This is a genomic window from Nocardia sp. NPDC004068, from assembly GCF_042874315.1.
In the GTDB taxonomy this organism is placed as follows: Bacteria; Actinomycetota; Actinomycetes; order Mycobacteriales; family Mycobacteriaceae; genus Nocardia.
This window is the reverse complement of the sequence record NZ_JBIAMW010000003.1, coordinates 655,047-676,546: the sequence shown is the minus strand read 5'-3', so window position 1 is coordinate 676,546 and position 21,500 is coordinate 655,047. Positions and strand designations below refer to the sequence as shown.

At 70.1% G+C, this 21,500-nt stretch carries 22 protein-coding genes and 1 tRNA gene; 10 read left to right on the top strand and 13 right to left on the bottom strand.

All coding sequences use genetic code 11. From position 1 onward, the window contains the following. Position 1: 1 nt before the first annotated feature. The 4 genes from ACFYTQ_RS10725 to nth form a co-directional block, all read right to left on the bottom strand. Positions 2-1,195: a MarP family serine protease gene (locus tag ACFYTQ_RS10725; RefSeq protein ID WP_387359105.1), complete on the bottom strand. Its 1,194-nt coding sequence runs from the start codon at positions 1,193-1,195 to the stop codon at positions 2-4. After that, positions 1,192-1,908 (bottom strand): NUDIX hydrolase, encoded by a 717-nt coding sequence (locus ACFYTQ_RS10720; RefSeq protein WP_387359228.1) that lies wholly within the window; start codon positions 1,906-1,908, stop codon positions 1,192-1,194. The genes ACFYTQ_RS10725 and ACFYTQ_RS10720 overlap by 4 nt, the downstream gene beginning before the upstream one ends. A gap of 176 nt (positions 1,909-2,084) precedes the next feature. Further along, positions 2,085-2,717, bottom strand: coding sequence for a TlpA family protein disulfide reductase (locus ACFYTQ_RS10715; protein ID WP_387359103.1), 633 nt, complete (start codon positions 2,715-2,717; stop codon positions 2,085-2,087). Next, a complete protein-coding gene (nth, locus tag ACFYTQ_RS10710) occupies positions 2,714-3,394 on the bottom strand; it encodes an endonuclease III (RefSeq protein WP_387359226.1) in 681 nt (226 codons plus the stop codon). The genes ACFYTQ_RS10715 and nth overlap by 4 nt, the downstream gene beginning before the upstream one ends. Before the next feature lie 257 nt (positions 3,395-3,651). Here nth and ACFYTQ_RS10705 point away from each other — a divergent pair, with 257 nt between their 5' ends. Both ACFYTQ_RS10705 and ACFYTQ_RS10700 read left to right on the top strand, forming a co-directional pair. Beyond that, on the top strand, positions 3,652-3,894 hold the full coding sequence (locus ACFYTQ_RS10705; protein ID WP_387359101.1) for a hypothetical protein: 243 nt from the start codon (positions 3,652-3,654) through the stop codon (positions 3,892-3,894). 159 nt (positions 3,895-4,053) lie between these two features. Next, entirely contained in the window at positions 4,054-4,728 is a 675-nt protein-coding gene (locus ACFYTQ_RS10700) for a Crp/Fnr family transcriptional regulator (protein ID WP_387359099.1), read from the top strand. A gap of 72 nt (positions 4,729-4,800) precedes the next feature. On the opposite strand, the gene ACFYTQ_RS10695 is transcribed toward ACFYTQ_RS10700, so the two are convergent. Genes ACFYTQ_RS10695 through ACFYTQ_RS10685 form a run of 3 tightly spaced genes read right to left on the bottom strand, consistent with a single transcriptional unit; the run spans position 4,801 to position 6,270 of the window. Next, positions 4,801-5,598 (bottom strand): MBL fold metallo-hydrolase, encoded by a 798-nt coding sequence (locus ACFYTQ_RS10695; protein WP_387359097.1) that lies wholly within the window; start codon positions 5,596-5,598, stop codon positions 4,801-4,803. 46 nt (positions 5,599-5,644) lie between these two features. After that, positions 5,645-6,106 carry a RidA family protein gene (locus ACFYTQ_RS10690; protein ID WP_387359095.1) on the bottom strand — a complete coding sequence of 154 codons (462 nt, stop codon included), beginning with the start codon at positions 6,104-6,106 and terminating at the stop codon, positions 5,645-5,647. Then, entirely contained in the window at positions 6,106-6,270 is a 165-nt protein-coding gene (locus tag ACFYTQ_RS10685) for a hypothetical protein (protein WP_387359093.1), read from the bottom strand. Before ACFYTQ_RS10685 ends, ACFYTQ_RS10690 begins: the two co-directional genes overlap by 1 nt. 94 nt (positions 6,271-6,364) lie before the next feature. On the opposite strand from ACFYTQ_RS10685, the gene ACFYTQ_RS10680 reads away from it, so the two are divergent. Together ACFYTQ_RS10680 and ACFYTQ_RS10675 are read left to right on the top strand one after the other, a co-directional pair. After that, positions 6,365-7,384, top strand: a complete 1,020-nt coding sequence (locus tag ACFYTQ_RS10680; RefSeq protein ID WP_387359224.1) for an ArsA family ATPase — start codon at positions 6,365-6,367, stop codon at positions 7,382-7,384. After that, complete coding sequence (locus ACFYTQ_RS10675; protein ID WP_387359091.1) at positions 7,384-8,547, top strand: ArsA family ATPase; 1,164 nt, start codon at positions 7,384-7,386, stop codon at positions 8,545-8,547. The genes ACFYTQ_RS10680 and ACFYTQ_RS10675 overlap by 1 nt, the downstream gene beginning before the upstream one ends. A 53-nt stretch (positions 8,548-8,600) precedes the next feature. Here the strand turns inward: ACFYTQ_RS10675 and ACFYTQ_RS10670 are convergent, their stop codons facing one another. Next, entirely contained in the window at positions 8,601-8,924 is a 324-nt protein-coding gene (locus tag ACFYTQ_RS10670) for a WhiB family transcriptional regulator (protein WP_030516437.1), read from the bottom strand. A 378-nt stretch (positions 8,925-9,302) separates the two neighbouring features. Here ACFYTQ_RS10670 and ACFYTQ_RS10665 point away from each other — a divergent pair, with 378 nt between their 5' ends. Beyond that, a complete protein-coding gene (locus tag ACFYTQ_RS10665) occupies positions 9,303-11,672 on the top strand; it encodes a penicillin-binding protein (protein WP_387359089.1) in 2,370 nt (789 codons plus the stop codon). Between the two features lie 315 nt (positions 11,673-11,987). Here the strand turns inward: ACFYTQ_RS10665 and ACFYTQ_RS10660 are convergent, their stop codons facing one another. After that, a complete protein-coding gene (locus ACFYTQ_RS10660; RefSeq protein WP_387359087.1) occupies positions 11,988-12,452 on the bottom strand; it encodes a GatB/YqeY domain-containing protein in 465 nt (154 codons plus the stop codon). An 81-nt stretch (positions 12,453-12,533) separates the two neighbouring features. Between ACFYTQ_RS10660 and ACFYTQ_RS10655 the strand changes: the two genes are divergently transcribed. The 3 genes from ACFYTQ_RS10655 (at position 12,534) to ACFYTQ_RS10645 (ending at position 15,344) form a co-directional block, all read left to right on the top strand. After that, on the top strand, positions 12,534-13,496 hold the full coding sequence (locus ACFYTQ_RS10655; protein WP_387359085.1) for a metallophosphoesterase: 963 nt from the start codon (positions 12,534-12,536) through the stop codon (positions 13,494-13,496). 39 nt (positions 13,497-13,535) lie between these two features. Continuing rightward, positions 13,536-15,215, top strand: coding sequence for a hypothetical protein (locus ACFYTQ_RS10650; protein ID WP_387359083.1), 1,680 nt, complete (start codon positions 13,536-13,538; stop codon positions 15,213-15,215). A 55-nt stretch (positions 15,216-15,270) separates the two neighbouring features. Then, a tRNA-Pro gene (locus ACFYTQ_RS10645) sits at positions 15,271-15,344 on the top strand. A gap of 85 nt (positions 15,345-15,429) precedes the next feature. Here the strand turns inward: ACFYTQ_RS10645 and ACFYTQ_RS10640 are convergent. Next, a complete protein-coding gene (locus ACFYTQ_RS10640) occupies positions 15,430-15,837 on the bottom strand; it encodes a hypothetical protein (protein WP_387359081.1) in 408 nt (135 codons plus the stop codon). Positions 15,838-15,928: 91 nt separating this feature from the next. Then, positions 15,929-16,555 carry a TetR/AcrR family transcriptional regulator gene (locus ACFYTQ_RS10635; protein WP_387359079.1) on the bottom strand — a complete coding sequence of 209 codons (627 nt, stop codon included), beginning with the start codon at positions 16,553-16,555 and terminating at the stop codon, positions 15,929-15,931. Between the two features lie 114 nt (positions 16,556-16,669). Between ACFYTQ_RS10635 and ACFYTQ_RS10630 the strand changes: the two genes are divergently transcribed. Further along, positions 16,670-18,058 (top strand): lipase family protein, encoded by a 1,389-nt coding sequence (locus ACFYTQ_RS10630; RefSeq protein WP_387359077.1) that lies wholly within the window; start codon positions 16,670-16,672, stop codon positions 18,056-18,058. A 4-nt stretch (positions 18,059-18,062) separates the two neighbouring features. Here the strand turns inward: ACFYTQ_RS10630 and ACFYTQ_RS10625 are convergent, their stop codons facing one another. Next, positions 18,063-19,661 carry a succinic semialdehyde dehydrogenase gene (locus ACFYTQ_RS10625; RefSeq protein WP_387359075.1) on the bottom strand — a complete coding sequence of 533 codons (1,599 nt, stop codon included), beginning with the start codon at positions 19,659-19,661 and terminating at the stop codon, positions 18,063-18,065. Between the two features lie 103 nt (positions 19,662-19,764). Here ACFYTQ_RS10625 and ACFYTQ_RS10620 point away from each other — a divergent pair, with 103 nt between their 5' ends. Beyond that, positions 19,765-20,556 (top strand): crotonase/enoyl-CoA hydratase family protein, encoded by a 792-nt coding sequence (locus ACFYTQ_RS10620; protein WP_387359073.1) that lies wholly within the window; start codon positions 19,765-19,767, stop codon positions 20,554-20,556. Positions 20,557-20,561: 5 nt separating this feature from the next. On the opposite strand, the gene ACFYTQ_RS10615 is transcribed toward ACFYTQ_RS10620, so the two are convergent. Further along, a complete protein-coding gene (locus ACFYTQ_RS10615; RefSeq protein WP_387359071.1) occupies positions 20,562-21,329 on the bottom strand; it encodes an SDR family NAD(P)-dependent oxidoreductase in 768 nt (255 codons plus the stop codon). Between the last annotated feature and the right edge of the window lie 171 nt (positions 21,330-21,500).

The window sequence follows — 21,500 nt, the reverse complement described above, 5'->3', positions numbered from 1 at the left end:
ATCAGCTCAGCACGCACTCCCCGGTGGGCACGGCCGCGGTCGAACCCGTGGCGGCGTTCAGGTCGGGCTGGACCTCCTTCAGGGTCAGCACGTATCCGGTGTCCTCGTCGGTCACCGCCGCGCCGAACACCACGCCCAGCACCTCACCGGCCGTATCCACCAGCGGTCCACCGGAATTGCCCGCCCGCACCTGACCGCGCACGGTGTACACCTCGCGGGTGACCGTGCCGGTCTTGTAGATGTTGGGGCCGCTCAGATCCAGCGTCTCGCGCACGCGCGCCGCGCTGGCGGTGTACTTCCCGCCGCCGGGGTAGCCGAGCACGATGGCGCTGTCGCTGGATTTGGCGGCGTCGGGGGCCAGCGGGATGGGGTCGGCCTGGAGGCCCGGGACCGCCAGGATGGCCACGTCCTTGTTCGGGTCGAACAGCACCACGGTGGCGTCGAGCGCGCCGCGAGCGGTGTCGACCTGCACGGTCGTGGTTCCGGCGACCACGTGCGCGTTGGTCATGATGCGTTCGTGCGCCACGACGAAGCCCGAACCCTCCAGTTGCCGTTGGCAACTCGGGGCCACCCCCCGGATCCGCAGCACGCTGTACTGAAGGTTCAGCGCCACGGGCGAATTCAGCACCCCGGCGTCGGGTGGCTCCACCGCCGCGATCGGCGCGCGGCCGAACGGGCCGATGACGTCCGGCAGCCCCGAGGTGTTGAGCAGCCGCGAGAATTCGTTTGGCACCCGCCGCAACCAGTCGGGGGCGACCTGATTCACATCGGTCAACACGCGAGAACCGTTGACGGCGGCGGCGATCGACGGCTGCGAGGACGACGCCAGCGGCAGCGCGAGCAGCCACGCCGTCACCAGCACGGCCACGCATTGCAGGGCCGCGCCCACCACGCTGTCCACGCTGCGGGTGAACGGATGCCGCATGCCGCTGCGGGCCGCGCGGCCGAGCACCATGCCCGCCACCTCACCGATGATCACCAGCGCGACGATCAGCACCACGCCCACCAGGACGCGTTTGCGGCCCTCGGTGATGTGGATCAGGATGTGCGGCGCGATCAGGATGCCCGCGACCGCGCCCAGCACCACACCCAGGAAGGCCAGCGCCGAGGCGACCGCGCCCTGCCGCCACCCCGAGGAGGCGGCGAGCAGCGCGATGATCACGACCGCGAGGTCGAGCCAGGCCGACGAACTCATAACGTCATCCCCACTGCCGCGAGCGAGGCCTGCAGATCACGCACGTCGTGGTGATCCCATTCCCGCTCCCATCCCGAAACCGCCAGCAGACCGGCGAGCACACCGGCCGTGAAACCCCAGACGAGCATGCCGTGCACCGCGAACGCCGGGCCCATGTACCCCAGCGGGTGACGCACCACGAACCGATTGGCCGGATCGATCAGATCGGCTATCGGCACCCGCACCACCCGAGTGGCCTCGGCCTCGCTGACCACCCGCACCTCCCCCGGTTCGCGCCAGTACGCGACGACGGGGGTCACGTCGAACCGCGAAGGGGGCACGAAGATCTCGGGCAGCACCGCGATCGGCTCCACCCCGGCGCGGTCGAGCCCGGTCTCCTCCCACGCCTCGCGCAGCGCGGTGTCGATCGGCCCCGCGTCGCCGGGTTCCACCCCGCCGCCGGGGAAGGCGACCTGACCGCGATGCTGGCGCAGGGTGGTCGCGCGCTGGGTGAGCAGCACGTCCGCGTCGGCCGGAAGTCCGCCCGGCGCAGCGGGATCCGGTTCCGGCGAGCCCGCGAACAGCACCAGCACCGCCGCCTGCCGGGGGCGTAGCGCCGCGGCCGCGAGTTTGCGCAGCGGCCTGCGGCCCAGCACCTGATTGGTGCCGGTCGGGTCGGCGAGCTCGTGCTCGGCCACGCCGCGTAACCACTCCGGGATGTTGTCGGTGACCAATCTCGGTGCGGCACCGGCCTTCTCGCGGCCTTCGCGCTCGTCCACGCTGCCTCCTGCGCCGTCGCGGGGACGAGGGCGTGCGCCCGCGCACATCCGGCCCGTGCTCCCACTGCTCATGATGCGATCATCGTCGCCCGCGTCCCGGGGCGTATCGCGGGGCACCGAATCGTCCCCGCTCACGCCGGAACCCCCAGTTCGGCGGCGACGGTCGCGGCGATGTCGTCGGCGTCGCGGAACGGGCGCACGACCACCTTCGCGATCGAGCCGTCGGGCCGCACCAACACCGAAACAGGTTGCACCGCAGGGGCTTTCGCGGCCACGCGGACACGGGCGGCGGCGTCCTGCACGCCGGGCAGCCGGACGCCCAGATCGGTCAGCCGGGCCAGCGCCTTGGCCTCGTCCGGATCGGAGTGCACGGTCAGCACGGGCACCGCGCCGGGTCGGGCGGCGTAGCGCTGTAGGGCGGGCAGCTCCTCCGCGCAGGGCGGGCACCAGTAGGTCCACAGGTTCAGCAGCGCCGGACGGCCCGCGAGGGCGGCGGCCAGATCGACCGGAGCGCCGTCGGCCAGGCAGTCCAGGGTGATCCCGGCCAGCGGCCCGGCCGCGACGGCGCCGGGTGCGGGACGCGGGCAGGCGGCCAGCCCCGCCGCCGCGCGGTCCGCCGCGGCCGCGGTCGCCGCGGGACGCTCGGAAGCCGTGGCGGCCGGGGCGGTTTCGCGCGCCGAGCGCGGCCAGATCGCGACGGCGAGCGCGACGACGGCGATCAGCGCCGCGAGCGTCCACCGCCAGGCGACGGGAACCGATTTCACCGGCCCACCAGCTCGAGCAGATGCTCGGCCTCCGGACCCTTGATCAGCGCGGCCGCGGCGGCCGGATCGGTGGGACCGGCGCCGAAGGAGGGGCAGTCCTTGGCGAGCACGCACGCGCCACACGCCGGTTTGCGCGCGTGGCACACCCGGCGGCCGTGGAAGATCACCCGATGCGAGAGCATCGTCCAGTCCTTGCGCTCGATCAGCTCGCCGACCGCGTGCTCGATCTTGGCCGGATCCTCCTCGGCGGTCCACTGCCAGCGCCGGACCAGCCGCGCGAAATGGGTGTCGACCGTGATTCCCGGCACATCGAAGGCGTTGCCCAGGATGACGTTCGCGGTCTTGCGGCCGATGCCCGGCAGCTTCACCAGCTCCTCGAGGGTGTGCGGCAGCACCCCGTCATGGCGTTCCAGCAGCGCCCGGCCCAGACCGATGAGCGCGGTGGTCTTGTTGCGGTAGAAACCGGTCGGGCGGATGTACTCCTCGAGTTCGGTGCGGTCGGCCTCGGCGTAGGCGCGGGCGTCGCGATAGCGGGCGAACAACGCGGGGGTGGTCATGTTCACCCGGACGTCGGTGCACTGCGCGGAAAGGATTGTCGCCACGGCCAATTCGAGCGGGGTGGTGAAATCGAGTTCGCAGTGCGCGTTCGGAAACGCCTCGGTCAGTGCGCGATACATGCGCCGGGCCCGGCGCACGCGTCCGAGCCGCGTCTCCCCCGCGAATTTGTTCTTCGGGGCAGGGGTCGCGCGCCGACGCCGGGCGGGCGCGGCGGTGCCGTCGGTGGCTTCGAGGTCGGCGGGCGATTCGTGCCCGTTCGCGGCGGCGGATCCGGTTTCACGCACGCGTCCACCATACGGAACCACCCCGACGCGGGCGCAGCCGTTGACCGAGGCCCGTGTTCCTTCTGAGACCTTCTCCGTGTTTACTCACCCGTATGCAAGGACTCGCTGTGGTGCTCTTCCCGGTGGTGCTGATGCTGTTCGCGCTGTTCATGGAACGGGTGGAAAATCGGCTACGCAAGCTGCTCGAACCGGAGGAAGAGGTCCAGCAGTATCTGGACCAGGCCACCAACCCCGAGGTCGACGAGTTGGCCAAGATCGGGGTCCCCGCGCACGCCGCCCGCAATCGCCGCCGTCGCTCCAGCGGTGACGAACTGGATGTGGCCGCCGCCAGCTGATCCGCTCCGCCCTCGGGAACCGATTCGGCACCGCGCGCGTTCCACAAACCGCGCGGTGCGTGGTGTCTGTCACTACGCTGCTCGTGTGCCAAGTAGACTGCACTGTCGGCCGAATCGCGTCGGTCTTCGACAGACTCAATTCCGATAAGGAGCACATTCGTGGACGAGGCCCTCGCCAGAGCAGGCATCTTCCAAGGCGTCGAGCCCACCGCGGTGGCGGCTCTCGCCAAACAGCTCGAGCCCGTGGACTTTCCGCGCGGCCACGTCATCTTCAACGAGGGCGAGCCCGGCGATCGGCTGTACATCATCACATCGGGCAAGGTGAAGATCGGTCGGCGCTCACCCGACGGCCGGGAGAATCTGCTGACGATCATGGGCCCGTCGGATATGTTCGGCGAGCTGTCGATCTTCGACCCGGGCCCGCGCACCTCCACCGCCACCACCGTGACCGAGGTCCGCGCCGTCACCATGAACCGCGAGGCGCTCAAGTCGTGGATCGATCAGCGGCCGGAGATCGCTGAGCAATTGCTCCGCGTGCTCGCCCGCCGCCTGCGCCGCACCAACAACAACCTCGCCGATCTGATCTTCACCGACGTGCCCGGCCGCGTGGCCAAGGCGCTGTTGCAGCTGGCACAGCGGTTCGGCACGCAGGAGGCGGGCGCGCTGCGGGTCACCCACGACCTCACCCAGGAGGAGATCGCCCAGCTCGTGGGCGCCTCGCGCGAGACGGTCAACAAGGCCCTGGCGGATTTCGCGCATCGCGGCTGGCTGCGGCTCGAGGGGAAGAGCGTGCTGATCACCGATTCGGAGCGGTTGGCCCGCCGGGCCCGCTGAGTCCGAAACGATTCCGACCCGATTCCGACGCGGCCTCCAACGGGGAGTGACGCCGGGCGATCGCGCCCGGCGTCAGGATCGGTCCCGGCCGCGCAGATAGGCCAGCTGCGCCTTGACCGAACTGCGCGCGGCGGGCCAGAGCTTCTTGTCGACATCGGCGTAGACCTTGGCGACGATCTGCAGCGGGCGCGCGTTCGGCCCGAGTTCGCGCAGCGCCTCGCGGACCTGATCGAGCCGCTCCTGCCGGTGCCGGATGTAGTAGTCGATCACCGGTTTCGCCTCGGGATGATCGGGACCGTGGGCCGGGAGCAGCGCCCGGCCGGACGCCACCTCGGAAAGCCGGTCCAGCGACGACAGATAGTCGCCGAGCGCGCCGTCGCGCGATTCCAGCACCGTCGTGCCGCTGCCCAGCACCGTGTCACCGGTGAGCACCGCGTCGTCGAGGACGAAACTGAGCGAGTCGGTGGTGTGGCCCGGGGTGGCCAGCACCCGGATCCGCAGCCCGGCGGCCTCGACCACCTCACCGTCGGTCAGGGTCTCCGCCGAGCCGTGCAGGAATTTCGGATCGTGCGAACGGACCTGGGCCCCGGTCAGTTTCACCAGCCGGTCGATGCCGCCGGTGTGATCGTGGTGGTGATGGGTGATCAGGGTCAGCGAGATCCGGCCGTCGGTGGCCCGCGCGATGGCCTCGACGTGCGCCTTGTCCTTCGGGCCCGGATCGATCACGACATAGTCGGACCGATCCGGGGCGCGCAGCAGCCAGGTGTTGGTGCCCTGCAGGGTCATCTGATTCGGATTGTTCGCCAGCAGCACCGAGGCGGTCGGAGTGACCGGGCGGACCTGCCCGTACGCGGGATGGGTGAGGCTCATGACGCTCCTAACGCACAGTGCCGCAACGAACTTCCGTCAGCCCTGCTTACCGCACTTCGGCGATGAGCTCCACCTCGACGGGGGTGTTCCTCGGCAACTCGAACACCCCGACGGCCGAGCGCGCGTGCACCCCGGCCGCGCCGAAGACCTCGCCGAGCAGTTCGGACGCGCCGTTGATCACCAGCGGCTGATCGTTGAAACCGGGTGCGGAGGCCACGAATCCGACCACCTTGACGATCCGCACGACCTCGTCGAGATCGACGACGGACCCGACGGCGGCCAGCGCGTTGAGCGCGCAGTACTTGGCGGCCTCGCGGCCCTGGTCGAGCGAGACCTCGGCCCCGACCTTGCCGGTCGCCGTCAACTCACCGCCGACGAAGGGCAGCTGCCCGGAGGTGTAGACCAGCGCGCCCGAGCGCAGCGCGGGGATGTACGCGCCCGCCGGGGCGGCCACCGGCGGCAGTTCCAGGCCCAGCCGTTCCAGATTCTCCCGCCACGACGCGGCCATCAGCGCTTGTTCCGCTTCAGGTAGGCGACGTGCTGCTCACCGGTCGGGCCGGGCAGCACGGTCACCAGCTCCCAGCCGTCCTCACCCCACTGATCCAGAATCTGCTTGGTCGCATGTGTCAGCAACGGCACGGTCGCGTATTCCCACTGGGTCCGATCACTCATGAGCCAGAAGCGTAGTGGGGCGCCCGTGCGGCCAGTCCATAGCCACGCTTTCATAACGGGTTATAGGCTCGCGATCGTGGGAGTACCGACAGCAGTGCCCGTTTCGGAGGAACCCGGGCTGAAACGAGGGTGGCCGGAACGCGCGGACCGGGCCCGCCTGCACTACGTGTCCGGCAAGGGCGGCACCGGGAAGTCCACGGTGTCGGCCGCCCTGGCGCTCGCACTCGCGGCCGGGGGGCGGCGCGTGCTGCTGGTGGAGGTGGAGGGCAGGCAGTCGATCGCCCAGCTGTTCGATCTGCCGCCGCTGCCGCCCACCGAGACCAAGATCGCGACCGCCGACGGCGGCGGCGAGGTGGTGGCGCTCGCGCTCGACATCGAGCACGCCTTCCTGGAATACCTCGACATGTTCTACAACCTCGGCTTCGCGGGCCGGGCCATGCGGCGGATGGGCGCGATCGAGTTCGTCACCACGATCGCCCCGGGCCTGCGCGATGTGATCCTCACCGGCAAGATCAAGGAATGCGCGGTGCGCGTCGACAAATCGGGCTCCCCCGTCTACGACGAGGTCGTGGTGGACGCGCCGCCGACCGGCCGGATCGCGAGCTTCCTCGACGTCACCAAGGCCATGGCCGAGGTCGCCAAGGGCGGCCCGATCGCCTCGCAGGCCGACGGGGTGTCCCGGCTGCTGCATTCCGATCAGACCGTCGTCCACCTGGTCACCCTGCTCGAGGCGCTGCCGGTGCAGGAGACCGCGGACGCCATCGCGGAACTGACCGAGGCCGATTTCCGGATCGGCACGCTGATCGTCAACCGGGCCGCACAGGGCTATCTGCCCGCCGGCTCGCGCGCCCGCGTGGCCTCCGGTGAGCTGGACACCGACGCCCTGCGCGCCGGACTGGACAAGGCCGGAATCTCGTTGTCGGACAAGGACTTCCGTGGCCTGGTGCAGGAGGCCGTGGAGCATTCGGCCACGCTGCGGGCGCAGGACGACAGTTCGGCCGAGCTGGCCAAGGTCGACGTCAGCCGCCTGTATCTGCCCACGCTGGCCGACGGCATGGATCTGGGCGGGCTGTACGAGCTGGCCGAACAGCTGAGCGCGCAGGGGGTCCGCTGATGACGAGTTCGCTACCGCCCGCACCCCTTGCGCCGCTGGACATCTCGCGTATCCTCGCCGATCCCGCCGCGCGGGTCGTGGTCTGCTGCGGATCCGGCGGCGTCGGCAAGACCACCACCGCCGCGGCGCTCGCGCTGCGCGCGGCCGAACAGGGTCGCAAGGTCGTGGTGCTGACCATCGATCCGGCCCGGCGGCTCGCGCAGTCGCTGGGGGTGAGCGATCTCGGCAACAAGCCGCAGCGGGTCCAGCTGGGTCCGGACGCCAAGGGCGAACTGCACGCCATGATGCTGAACATGCGGCGCACCTTCGACGAGATGGTGCTCGAGCACACCAGCCCGGAGAAGGCCGAGCAGATCTTCTCGAACCCCTTCTATCAGACGGTCGCCTCCTCCTTCGGCGGAACGCAGGAGTACATGGCGATGGAGAAGCTCGGGCAGCTGGCCGGGCGGCGGGAATGGGATCTGATCGTCGTCGACACCCCGCCCTCGCGCAACGCGCTGGACTTCCTCGACGCGCCCAAGCGGCTCGGAAACTTCCTCAACGGCCGGATGATTCGCGTGATCATGGCGCCCGGCCGGGGCGTGGGCCGGTTCGTGACGGGGGCGATGAGCCTCGCCGTGCGCGGGGTCTCGACGGTCGTGGGCGGGCAGATGCTCAAGGACGCCTCGCTGTTCCTGCAATCGCTGGAATCGATGTTCGGCGGCTTCCAGGACCGGGCCGAGCGCACCTACGCCATGCTCTCGCGGCCGGGCACGCATTTCCTCGTGGTCGCCGCGGCGGAGCCGGACGCGCTGCGGGAGGCGTCGTTCTTCGTGGACCGGCTGTCCTCCGACGGCATGCCGCTGGCCGGGCTGGTGCTCAACCGCACCCATCCGGTGCTGTGCGCGCTCTCCCCCGAGCACGCCCTCGCCGCGGCCGATCGGCTCGCCGCCGACGGTGCCGAGGGTGCCGAGGATTCAGCGGCCGAGCTGACCGCCGACGTCCTGCGCATCCACGCCCAGCGGGCGCGCACCGCCAAGCGCGAACAGCATCTGCTGCACCGGTTCACCGGCGCCCACCCCCGGGTGCCGCTCGTGGCGGTGACCGCGCTGCCGTTCGAGGTCTCCGACCTCGAGGCGCTGCGCGCGGTCGGCGACCAACTGGTCGGCCCGCGTCGGCCCTGAAAACGGCCCGAGCCCGCAATCGCGGGCTCGGACCATCGCTGGGCTGCGATCGGCTACATCGCAACCTTCTGCTGGCGCTGGGCGCGGAAGAAGTCCGCCCAGGACGTCACCTCGGGATGCTGTTTCAGCAGCGCACGCCGCTGCCGCTCGGTCATGCCACCCCACACGCCGAACTCCACCCGGTTGTCGAGGGCGTCGGCCCCGCACTCCATCAGCACCGGGCAGTGCCGGCAGATCGTGGCCGCCTTGCGCTGCGCCGCGCCGCGCACGAACAACTGGTCGGGATCCACTTCCTTGCATCGGGCCTGGGACACCCAGGCGATTCTCGCTTCGGCCTGCTCCACGTCCAATCGAGCGATGGGGGTAGTCATGTGCATTTGGTGTGCCCCTTTGCAGTCCGAACACCGGGTCAACGGCGCTCCAGAATCGCGTGCATCGCGCAGCCACCCAACCCCGCTGCGTCCTGCACCACATTCCACTTTGAGTGTTAGCTCTATCACACTGGGTTCTCAATCTAGGTAAAGGTATGGCGCCTGCGCAAGACCGTCCTTGGAATTTTTGGTACGGCCGTCCCTGCAAATCCCGAACTGAACCGGACAGTCGCCCATCAAGCGGACGACACGCCCGTGAGCAGTGGCCGCGACGCGCCGGAACGGTCCGTAGGGGATGACTGGACGATTGCCCGGAAGCGGCGACGGGGCCGAACGGCGGCGGCCCACCGCGCGTTGGGCGGGCGTGCCTTTAGGCTTGGGTACGTGCCGATCTCACAAACGCTCGCGAGGCTGGCCGGTGCGTGCGTCCTGGCGGCCGTGCTGCTCGCCGGGCTGCTGTTCCCGCTCGCCGGTGGCTTCGGGTTCGTGTCGAACCGGGCCGCCGACGCCGTCGACAACGTCTCCGCGGAACTCGTGGAGGGCACCGTTCCCGCGGTGTCCACCATGGTCGACGCGTCCGGAACGCCCTTCGCCTGGCTCTACGAGCAGCGGCGCTTCGAGGTGCCCAGCGACCGGATCTCCAACGACATGAAGCTGGCGATCGTGTCGATCGAGGACAAGCGCTTCGCCGAGCACGGCGGCGTGGACTGGCAGGGCACGCTGCGCGCGTTCCTGCGCAACCAGTCCAGCGGCGAGGTGCAGCAGGGCGGTTCGACCATCGACCAGCAGTACGTGAAGAACTTCCAGCTGCTCGTCGTGGCCAAGACCGACGCCGAGCGCCGCGCCGCCATCGAGACCACCCCCGCGCGCAAACTGCGCGAGATCCGGATGGCGCTGACGCTGGAGAAGGAACTCACCAAGGACGAGATCCTCACCCGCTATCTGAACCTGGTGCCGTTCGGTAACGGGTCCTACGGTGTGCAGGACGCCGCGCAGACGTATTTCGGTCTGGACGCCAAGGATCTGAGCGTCTCGCAGGCCGCGATGCTGGCGGGCATGGTCCAGTCCAGCTCCAAGCTGAACCCCTACACCAACCCGAAGGGCGTGCTGGACCGCCGGAACACCGTGCTGGACACGATGATCCAGAACATCCCCAGCCGCGCCGAGGAGTTCCGCGCCGCCAAGGCCACCCCGCTGGGCGTCCTGCCCGAGCCGAAGGGCCTGCCGCGCGGCTGCATCGCGGCGGCGGACCGCGGTTTCTTCTGCGACTACGCGTTGCAGTACCTGCAGAACGCGGGCATCAGCAAGGATCAGATCGATAAGGGGGGTTATCTGATCCGCACGACTCTCGATCCGGGCGTGCAGAATTCGATCAAGGCGTCGGTCGACTCGGTGACCAATCCGCATCTCGAGGACATCGCCGAGGTCATGAGCATCATCGGCGCCGGACAGGATTCGCATCCGCTGCTGGGCATGGTGTCCAGCCGCGATTACGGCCTCGATCAGAACCTGCACCAAACCGTTCAGCCGCAACCGTATTCGATGGTCGGCGACGGCGCGGGCTCGATCTTCAAGATCTTCACCACCGCCGCGGCCATGGAGAAGGGCCTGGGCATCAACGCCCAACTGGACGTGCCCGGCTTCCTCGTCGCCAAGGGCATGGGCAACAGCGGTACGCCGGGCTGTCCGGCCGAGGCGTACTGCGTCAAGAACGCGGGCAACTACAAGTCGCCGATGTCGGTGACCGAGGCGCTGGCCCAGTCGCCGAACACCGCGTTCGTCAAGCTGATCCAGGACGTCGGGGTGACGCCGACGGTCGATATGGCGATTCGGCTGGGCATGCGCTCCTACGCCCAGGCCGGGACCTCCGGGCACGGCAACCAGAGCCTCGCCGACATGGTCAAGCAGCAGAATCTGGGTTCGTTCACCCTCGGCCCGTTCGCGATCAACCCGCTGGAGTTGTCGAACGTGGCCGCGACGCTGGCCTCGGGCGGCAAGTGGTGCCCGCCGAATCCGATCAAGGAGGTCGTCGACCGCGAGGGCCATCAGGTCCCGCTCACCCAGCAGGCGTGCGAGCAGGTCGTCGAGCCCGGCCTGGCCAACACGCTCGCGAACGCGCTGGGACAGGACGCGGTCAGCGGTACCGCGGCCGGTTCGGCGCGCGCCGCGGGCTGGAACGCGCCGCTGTCGGCCAAGACCGGTACCACCGAATCGCACCGCTCCTCGGCGTTCCTGGGCTTCAGCAACTCGCTCGCGGGCGCGGCCTACATCTACGGCGACTCGCCCACCCCCGGCGAGATCTGCTCGTTCCCGCTCCGCAGCTGCGGCGACGGAAACCTCTACGGCGGTAACGAACCCGCGCGCAGCTGGTTCCAGGGCATCAAACCGGTCCTCGACCACTTCCCCCCGCCCGCCTTCCCCCCGCTGGACGACAAGTACGTCCGCGGCGCCAACAACTCCCAGATCCCCGACGTCACCGGCATGTCCGAGGCCGAGGCCCGCTCGGCCCTGATCGGCGCGGGCTTCCAGGTCACGATGGTCACCGTCCCCGGCTCCCCCGCCAAGGGCACGGTCATCAACACCACCCCGAACGGCTCGGCCATCCCCGGCTCGGTCATCACGGTCAACGTCAGCGACGGCACCCAACGCGAAGCACCCCCACCGGGCCCCGCCCCGCTTCCCCCGGGCCTGCCGGGCCTCCCGCCTCCCCCGAGGCTCCCCCCGATCCCGATCCCCATCCCGGTTCCTCGATAACAGTTGGTAATCCTGGTCTTTCGGCCCTGGGGGCCGAAAGACCAGGAACAGAGACGGGTCGTCCCTCAGGGAAAAGACCAGGAACCGAGAGGGGTTGTCCCTCAGGGAAATGACCAGGAACCGAGAGGGACAGTCCCTCAGGGGAAAGCCACCAGCGTAGAGGGACCGGCCCTCAGAGGAGGGACCACGAGCGGAAGGACCACCCCCAGGTCTACGAACACAGCCGCACCCTTTATTCGGATCCGCACCCGTTGTAGGGCCCTGTAAGGGGTGCGGATTCGGATAAGGGGTGCGGCTGGGTTCGTATGGCTGGGGTCAGAGGCGGGATTTGACGGCGGCGGAGAGGCGGGAGCCGTCGGCTCGGCCGGCGGCGAGGCGGGTGGCGGTTTTCATGACCTGGCCCATTTGTTTCATGCCGGGGCGTTCGCCGAGTTGTTCGGCGACCTCGGCGATGGCGGTGTCGGCTATGTCGGCGATCTCCGCCTCGGTGAGCGGGGTGGGGAGGTATTCGGCGATGATCTCCTCCTCGGCGCGCTCGTTGGCGGCGAGTTCGCCGCGGCCCGCCTGCTCGTAGACCACCGCCGCCTCGTTGCGCTTCTTGGCCTCCTTGGCGAGGACCGCGATCACCTCGGCGTCGGAGAGTTCCCGGGCCTGCGAACCGGCGACCTCGGCGGTCTGGACGGCGGCCAGCAGCATGCGCAACGTGCCGGTGCGCAACGCGTCCTTGCTCTTCATGGCGGCGGTGAGATCGGCGCGCAGCGTGGCTTTGAGTTCCGTCATGGCCTCACGGTATCCGGTCGCGGATGTGCCTGTGCGGAACAGCACTCGGCGCGGTCGGCGGCCGTCGCCTATTCTGAGCGAATGCCCGAACTCTCGTCTTCCGTACTCCGACGAGCCGCGCTGGGCGCCGCCGGGGCGGCAGCAGCAGGAATCGGCTACGCCTCGCTCATCGAACGCAACGCCTTCGTCCTGCGCGAGGCCACCCTGCCGGTGCTGCATCCGGGCTCGTCGAGCCTGCGGGTGCTGCATCTGAGCGATCTGCACATGACCCCGGGCCAGAAGCTGAAACAGGCATGGGTCCGGGAACTGGAACGGCTGGAACCGGATCTGGTCGTCAACACCGGCGACAACCTGGCCCACCCGCGCGCGGTCCCGGCCGTCGTGCAGGCCCTGTCCGGCTTGCTCGCGCGCCCCGGGCTGTTCGTCTTCGGCAGCAACGACTACTTCGCCCCGGTGCCGAAGAACCCGCTGAAGTATTTCAAGAAGAACCACAAGCGCGTCCACGGCGCCCCGCTGCCCTGGCAGGATCTGCGCGCCGCCTTCACCGAACGCGGCTGGCTGGATCTGACCCACGTGCGCCGCGACCTCGAGGTCGCCGGAATCAAGATCGCGACCGCGGGCGTGGACGATCCGCACCTGCGCCGCGACCGCTACGAGACCGTCGCGGGCGCGCCGAATCCGTTGGCGGACTTGAGCATCGGGCTCACCCACTCCCCCGAGCCCCGGGTGCTGGACCGGTTCGCGACCGACGGCTACGACCTGGTGCTCGCCGGGCACACCCACGGCGGCCAGCTGTGCCTGCCGGGCTACGGCGCGCTGGTCACCAATTGCGGCATCGACCGCTCCCGCGTCAAGGGCCCCTCACGCTGGGGTTCGCACACCCTGCTGCACGTCTCCGCCGGGCTGGGCACCTCCCCGTGGGCCCCCTACCGGTTCTGTTGCCGTCCGGAGGCCACCTTGCTCACGCTCGTGGCCGCGCCCCCGCGCCGCCCGGCGGCCGATACCGGGCACGGAGTCTCGGCATCGGAGGCCGTCGCGCGCTAGTCTTGCGCGCCGAGCCGGAACGTCAGGTAGGGGACGAGGGTGAGCAGTGGGTTCGACAAGCGGCCCGAGGACGAGGACGCCGCGGTGACCAGAGCCATCCGCCGCGTGCAATCGCCGGCGGACACGGCCAAGACCGAGATGTTCGCCCAGCCCGAACCACCCCTCCCCCGCCCGAACTGGCAGGACTGGGCCGCCCGCGAACCGGCCGACCACACCGAGGTGATGCCGCGCGGCGGTAACCGCCCCGCCCCGGCGCCGCCGCGCGAATCACGCCCCGGCCTCGACCACGACGCCGCCACCCGCGCCCTCCAGTCGCTGGCCGGAGCCACCGGCCGCTCGGCCACCCCACCGGAGGACCCCACCCGCCCGATCACCGAGGTCCCGCCCGCCCAGGATGCCGCCGCGCCACCGCGCCGCCCCCAGAATCCGCCTCCCGCACAACGGTTTCCGGCCGGGCCACCGCAAGACCCGGCCCGCCGGACCCCACCCGCCGGGCCAACCGACCCGCGATACCCGGAGCCATCCGCCTCGGAAACGACCCGCCGGATTTCCCCTGCGGCGCAGGGGAACCCGCGCTATCCGGAGACCAACGTCAGCGCGAACCCGGCGACCGGCTCCGAGCCGACCCGCCGCACTCCCCCTGCGGCACGGCGGGATTCGCAGTACCCGGACACAACGGTCGGCGCGAACCCGGCACAGGCGAATTCGCGGTACCCGGAAACAACCGTCAGCGCGAACCCGACGACCGGTGCCGAACCACCCCGCCGCACTCCCGCCGCGGGACGGCCGGATTCGCGCTACCCGGAGACGACGGTCAGCGCGAACCCGGCGGGCGGTTCCGCAAAGCCTCGCCGCACTTCCGCTGCCGCACAAGGGGATTCGCGATATCCCGAGACCATGGTCGGCGTCCCCGCGGCGGGCGGTTCGGACGAACCCCCGACCGGGCGCGGTCGCAAGGGCTGGCTGCTCGCCGGGGCCGCGGTGGTGGTCGTGGCGGCTGTCGCCGGGGCCGTCGCCCTGGTCTCCACCCGGCACCACACCGACGCCCCCGCGACCGACGCGGCACCGTCCCCGTCCATGGTGAGCGCGTTGACCACCGGACGCGCCGCCGCGCCGAGTACGACACGCCCGTCGACCACCCGGCCCACGACCACCGCGGCGGCCGCCGCGGCCGTGGCCGCCGAACCGGTGATCCCGGGCTACCAGACCGTTCTGATCCCCGATCGCGGCGCGGTCTACGACGTGCCCGCGGACTGGAAGATCGACCCCCTCGCCACCACCACGCTCGGCAATCCACCCGACACCGTGGAGATCGCGGGCCGCACCACCGACGGCGAGAACTACTGTCCCCGCTCGGTGCGCACCAGCGCCTTCCTCACCCTGTCCGGCCAGTCCGATCCGGCGGCCGCGGCCAAGGAGGTCGGCATGCGCATGATCAAGGTCGGCTGGCCCGCCGCCACCGGCGCCAATTCCAATGCGGCCGAACCACTCACATCGCTGGACGGCCAGCTGCACGGCGCCTTCGTCGAGACCACCGGCGGCGGCGCCACCCCCGCCCCCGGCTGCGCCAAGGCGTTCTCGGTCTTCACCTTCGCCTTCCCCGGCGAGAACAGCAATTTCGTCATGACCATCGCCGCCGACCAGGGCGTGGCCAAATCCGTGGACAAGGAGACGGCCAAGCGGATCCTCGCCAGCATCCGCCCGCTCCCGGTCCGATGACCAGCCGATTTAACGTCGACCCCGCCCCTGCTGTAAGCTACGACAGGCTCGACCACGGGGTGTGGCGCAGCTTGGTAGCGCGCCTCGTTCGGGACGAGGAGGTCGCAGGTTCAAATCCTGTCACCCCGACTCGTGTGTGGAGACACGACAGGGTCCCTGACCGGCATCGCCGGTCAGGGACCTTACTCTTTGTCGGCCCGAAACCTCAACGCCCTCACGGTCTTTCGGTCGGGCGTCGGGAGAAATACCGCCGCGCCGAGCCGGGCGCCCACAGCAACACCAGCACGGCGATGGACACCGCCCACCCGGCCAGCAGCGCCAGCCGCGCCCCGGTCTCGGGAAACAACACCCACACTACGAACCGCCCGGCGAACTGACCACCCAGCAACACCGTCATCACCACCCGGGCCCACCGCCGACCGGCCAGCACCGGCAGGATCATCGCCGCGTACACCGGCGCGCTGACCAGGTGATAGACCGTACCCACATTCCACCCGGACGGCGGGACCAACGGCACAATTAGATGATCGACCGCGTGAACCCCGATACCGAACGCCGCCCACAGCACCGGCACGGGCGCCGCGATCGGAAATCTCCGGCGAATTCGCCTGCCGCGGTTCATCTTCCGAAGCCTAGCCCGGCGCCGCCGAACACGCCGGACCCCAATTCGTTGGTCCCCCCGCTCACGACCGCGCCCGGGAGCGCCCGACCGCCTAGCTCTCGATCAGGGCCAGCGCCACCGGAACCAGGAGATCGGTCAGTTCCGTGACCGGCGGGCGAGGATCGGTGAGCAGCCATTCGTGGGCGACGCCGTTGACCGCGCCGATGAGGGCGCTGGTGGCCATGCCGGGGCCGCCGCGTAGACGGCCCGTCGATGCGGCGAGCGGCATCACCACGCGTTCGATCACCTGGGCCCACATGTGGCGGCGCTCGCGGCGGTGCCGTTCCATCCGCTCGCTCACCCCGACCACCTCGAGGAACGCGAGTTTGGCCCGATGTGGTTCGGCCGCAATGGATTCCAGATAGGCCCCGAACATCACCGTGATCGCCGTGCGCGGATCGACGTCCGCGCCGACCTCGGCCATCGCCCGGGTCACCGCCGCGGCCGCCTCGTCCTGAATGCGGTCGTAGGCGGCGATGAGCACGTCCTCGCGGGTGGAGAACTCCTCGTAGAACTGTCGCTTCGACAGCCCGGCCGCCGCGCACACGTCCGCGAGCGAACAGTTCGCGTAGCCGCGCTCGGCGAAGATCCGCGTCGCCGCGCGCAGGAACCGGTCCCGCCGCTCGGCCTTGCGCTCGGTGACGGCGCGTCCACCGTACTGCCGTTCCACGATCGTCACGCCTCCACCGTACGGGGCCACGACCGGCCGGCGCTCTTGCGATCCGGATCACCGCGTGTCATAGTTCCCGACTATGTGAGACGAGGTGGTCTCACATAGTCGAAGGAGCCCGAGTTGACCGAGTCGAGAGCCCGCCGCACCCATCGTCTCGCGCTGGTGCTGGCCGCCGCGGTGGCCCTGGCCACGCCGTGGACCGCCGTCGCCACCGCCGCACCGGAGGATCCGCCGGTGGCCCCCGCCGCCGCGATTCCCCTTCCGCCGGAACTGGATCCGGGCTTCTACCATCCCCCGGCCGAGACGGTGGCCGCCGCCGCGCCCGGCGAGATCCTCGCCGCCCGGCAGGTCACGGTCGCCAATCTGGGCCTGATCCCGGTCAATGTGGACGCCTGGCAGCTGTCCTACCGCTCCACCGACAGCCACGACGCGCCCATCGCGGCCGTGGCGACGGTTCTGAAACCGCGCGGTTCCGCCCCGGACAAACTGGTGTCGATGCAGATCGCCGAGGACTCGCTCGCCGGGTACTGCGCGCCGTCGTATGCGATCCAACATCTTTCGGCCGGTCCGCTGCTCGGCCAGATCGTGGCCCCCGCCGAATTCGTCATCGCCCAGGGCGCGCTGCAACAGGGCTGGGGCGTGGTGATCCCCGATCACCAGGGCCCGAACAACGCCTACGCCGCCGGTCCGCTGGCCGGGCGCATCGTGCTCGACGGCATCCGCGCCGCACGGGATTTCGCGCCCATGCGCGTCACCCCGGACGCCCGCGTCGGTCTCTACGGCTATTCCGGCGGCGCGATCGCCACCGGGCACGCGGCCGAGTTGAAGGGCTCCTACGCGCCGGAACTGAACGTGGTCGGCGTCGCGGAGGGCGGCGTTCCCGCCGATCTGGGCCGGGTGCTCGATGTGGCCAACGGCCAGCTCACCTCGGGTCTGGTCCTGGCCGCGGTCATGGGACTCGCCCACGAGTATCCGGAGTTCGCGCGGTTCATGGCCGACAACCTGGACCCGCTCGGCCGGGCCGTCACCACCGTGCAGAGCGGGCTGTGCGTGCAGTACGTCTCGATGCTGCTGCCGTTCCTGAATCTCAAAGGGCTGCTTCGAGTTCCGGGCGATCCGATGCGCGATCCCGTCGTGGCCGACGTGCTCGACCGCACCCGGATGGGCGCCCGCGTCCCCGATATGCCGATGTACATCTGGAACGCCAACCCCGACGAGATCATCCCGGTCGGCCAGGTGAACACCCTCGTCGACACCTACTGCCGCAACGGCGCGTCGGTCGCCTACACCCGCGAGCACTTCGGCGAGCACATCGCCAGCGAGGTCTCCGGCGCGGGCCCGGCGATGCTGTGGCTGCGCGACCGGCTCGACGGCGTGCCCGCGCCGACCGGGTGCACGACCACCGACGCGGGCTGGCTCGCCTTGGACCCCAACGGTTTCCAGCTGCTCACCGCGACGTTCGGGGAGACCTTCGCGTCGTTCTTCGGCAAGCCGATCGGCGTGCGCTGACGCCTCAGCGGACGCGCAGTCGGCGCATCAGCCGCAGCGTGACCATCGTCTGCCGCAGCTGCTTGTCGAACGGCTGCTTGGCGCGGGCCGCCATGACCTGCACCTTCTGCACGCCGACATTGACGATGTCGGTGTACTTGAGCAGTCCGGCGTCGCCGTGCCGTACGCCCACGCCGGACTGCTTCACCCCGCCCGAGGGTGTGCCCTTGGCCGAGTAGGTGGTCACGAACCCGTCGTTGACATTGATATTGCCCGCCTCCAGCCGATCCGCGACCCGCCGCGCACGGGCGAGATCCGCGCTCCACACGCTGGCGTTGAGGCCGTAGGTGGTGGCGTTGGCCCGCCGGATCGCGTCCTCCTCGTCGGTGAAGCGGTAGACCGTGACCACGGGCCCGAACGTCTCCTGGGTGGCGTGCAGCATGTCCGGGGTGACATCGGTGAGCACGGTCGGCGCGTAGAACGCCGGACCCACATCAGGCATCGGCACCCCGCCGGTGAGCACCGTCGCGCCCTTGGCCCGCGCGTCCTCGACGTGCGCGGCCACCTTCTCCATGTGCTCGACCGAGGCCAGCGAACCGAACTCCGGACCGTAGTCGTAACTCGCGCCCGCCTTCGCGGCCAACTCCTCGGCGGCCGCGACGAAGCGGCGCAGGAACTCGTCATAGAGCTTGTCCGCCACATAGATCCGCTCGATGTGCATGCACGCCTGCCCGGAGTTGCCGAACACCGCGAACAGCGCGCCCGGGATGACGTCGTCGAGCTTCGCGTCGTCGAGCACGATGAGCGGATTCTTGCCGCCGAGCTCGAGGCTGCACCCGATCAGGTTGCGCCCGGCCAACTCTCCGATGACCCGCCCGGTCGCGGTCGATCCGGTGAACATGACGAAGTCGGCGTTGTCGATGATGGCCGGACCCACATCCGGGCCGCCGCCGCAGACCACCCGCAACAGCCCGCGCGGCAGCCCGGCCCGGTACAGCAGCTCGACCCCGTAGAGCACGCACAGCGCGGTCTTGTTGTCCGGCTTGAGCACGACCCCGTTGCCCGCGATGAGCGCGGGAACCGTATCCGACAACGAGATGGCGAAGGGGAAGTTCCACGGCGAGATGACCGCCACCACGCCCTTGGGCCGATGCTGTTCGGTGGAGGTGGTGATCAACGGCATCGGACCGCCGCGCCGCACGGGTTTCAGCACCCGTTTCGCGACCTTGAGGTAGTGGCTGATGACCATCGGGACGTCGCAGGACTCCTCGACCGCCATGCGCCGGGTCTTGCCGTTGCCGAGCTGGATGAGTTCGGCGATCGTCTCGTGCTCGGCCAGCAGCAGCTCGTGCGCCCGCGCGAACACCGCCAGCCGTTCCCGCAGCGGGCGCGCGGCCCAATCCCGTTGCGCCGCACGGGCTTCGGCGGCCGCCTCGGCGACGTCACCGGGCGTGGACTGCGGCAGCGCGCCGACCACGTCGCCGGTGTAGACCTCGGTCAGCGGGTAGGGTTCGCGCGTCTCCCCGCCCGTTCCCGCGACCACGATCGCGGTCAGTCGATCGATGAGCGCCTGCGTGATCCGCGGCGGCAGCGTGGTCGCGCCGCCCTGCGTGGTTGTCTCCATCGCCGATCTCTCCGTCCACTCGCCGCCCGTCCCAGCGGTCACCCAGGATCCAAACTAGAACACGTTATTGTTTCCGACAATGTCGCCGGGTAACTTCGTCCCCATGACAGAACCGCACGCCCTGGTCGAGCGCCGCGGCGCCACGCTCGTCGTCACCATGAACCGCCCGGCCGTGCGCAACGCGCTCTCCGCCGAGATGCTCGACATCATGGTGTCGGCCTGGGACACCGTCGACAACGATCCCGAGATCCGCTCGTGCGTCCTCACCGGCGCGGGCGGGGCGTTCTGCGCGGGCGCCGACCTGAAGAACATGAATCGGCAGAGCCCGGCCGACAACATGAGCGAGGGCGGCGGCTGGGATCCCACCTACATGCCCGGCCTGCTCAAGGGCCGTCGCCTGACCAAACCGCTGATCGCCGCCGTCGAGGGCGCGGCCATCGCGGGCGGCACCGAGATCCTCCAGGGCACCGATATCCGGGTCGCGGGGCAGAGCGCGAAATTCGGTGTGTCCGAGGCGCGTTGGAGCCTGTTCCCGATCGGCGGCTCGGCCGTGCGGCTGGTGCGACAGGTGCCCTACACCATCGCCGCCGAGATCCTGCTGACCGGCCGCCACCTCACCGCGACCGAGGCCAAGGAGATCGGGCTGATCGGACACGTCGTGCCGGACGGCACCGCGCTGGACAAGGCCCTCGAACTCGCCGAGCAGATCAACGCCAACGGCCCGCTCGCCGTGCGGGCCATCCTGAAGACCATCCGCGACACCGAGGGCCTGCCCGAGAACGAGGCGTTCAAGATCGACGCCGAACTGGGCCTCGAGGTGTTCCGCAGCGCGGACGCCAAGGAGGGTCCGCGCGCCTTCGCCGAGAAGCGCAAGCCGGAGTTCAAGGGGCGCTGAGGTTTTCACACCGTCGGTTTGACCATGCGGACGATCTGCCGCCGCAGCAGATTCGGGGCGAAGCGGCGGGCCAGCACCAGCGCGTGCGCCTGGCCGGGGAAGATGTACAGCGGCGTCCGCCGCCCGGCCAGCGCCTTCTCCATGTCGTCGACCACCCGTTCGGGCGACATGCCGCGCTGACCGGCGAGCACCGCCGGATCGACGGCCCGAACCCCTTCCAGGAAGGGCGTTTCCACGTGTGGCGGGCAGACGCACAGCAGCCGCACCCCGCTGCCGTGCAGCTCCTGGTACAGCGCGTCGACGTAGCCGATCACGGCGAACTTCGAGGCCGCGTAGGCCGACAGGCCGGGCGACGACAGCCAGCCCGCCATCGACGCGAACAGCACCACCGTGCCCGTCCCGGCCGCTCTCATGGCCGGGATCACCGCCTGGCACAGATTCACCGTGCCGAGGTAGTTCACCTCGATCAGCCGCCGGATATCCGAAACATCCTGTGTCAGAGCGCCGCCCACGCGGGCGAATCCGGCGGCGTGCACCACGCGCGCGAGCGGGCCGAGTTCGGCGCGCACCTCGTCGACGACCGTCCGCAGCGCGGCCGCGTCGGAGACGTCGCAGACGTGGGTGCGCGTGCCCGGCGCGAGCCGGGCGGTCTCGGCGAGCCCGGCCTCGTTCAGATCCACGGCGGCGACGCGGTATCCGGCCGCCGCCAGTCGGCGCGCGACGATGCGGCCCATACCGCTGGCCGCGCCCGTCACCAGTGCTGTCTCGGTCATCGAACCTCCCGGGCGTTCCTCCGCCCAAGTAGAACACGTTCTCGCGAGGTCGTCGCCACTTTCCGGCACCGATCCCGATGAGCGGGAAGCGCGGGCCGGGCGCACGAGAGGGCGGCAGAATTGAAACAAGTTCTTGCATCGCCCGCGCCCCCGACCATATAGTCCGTACAC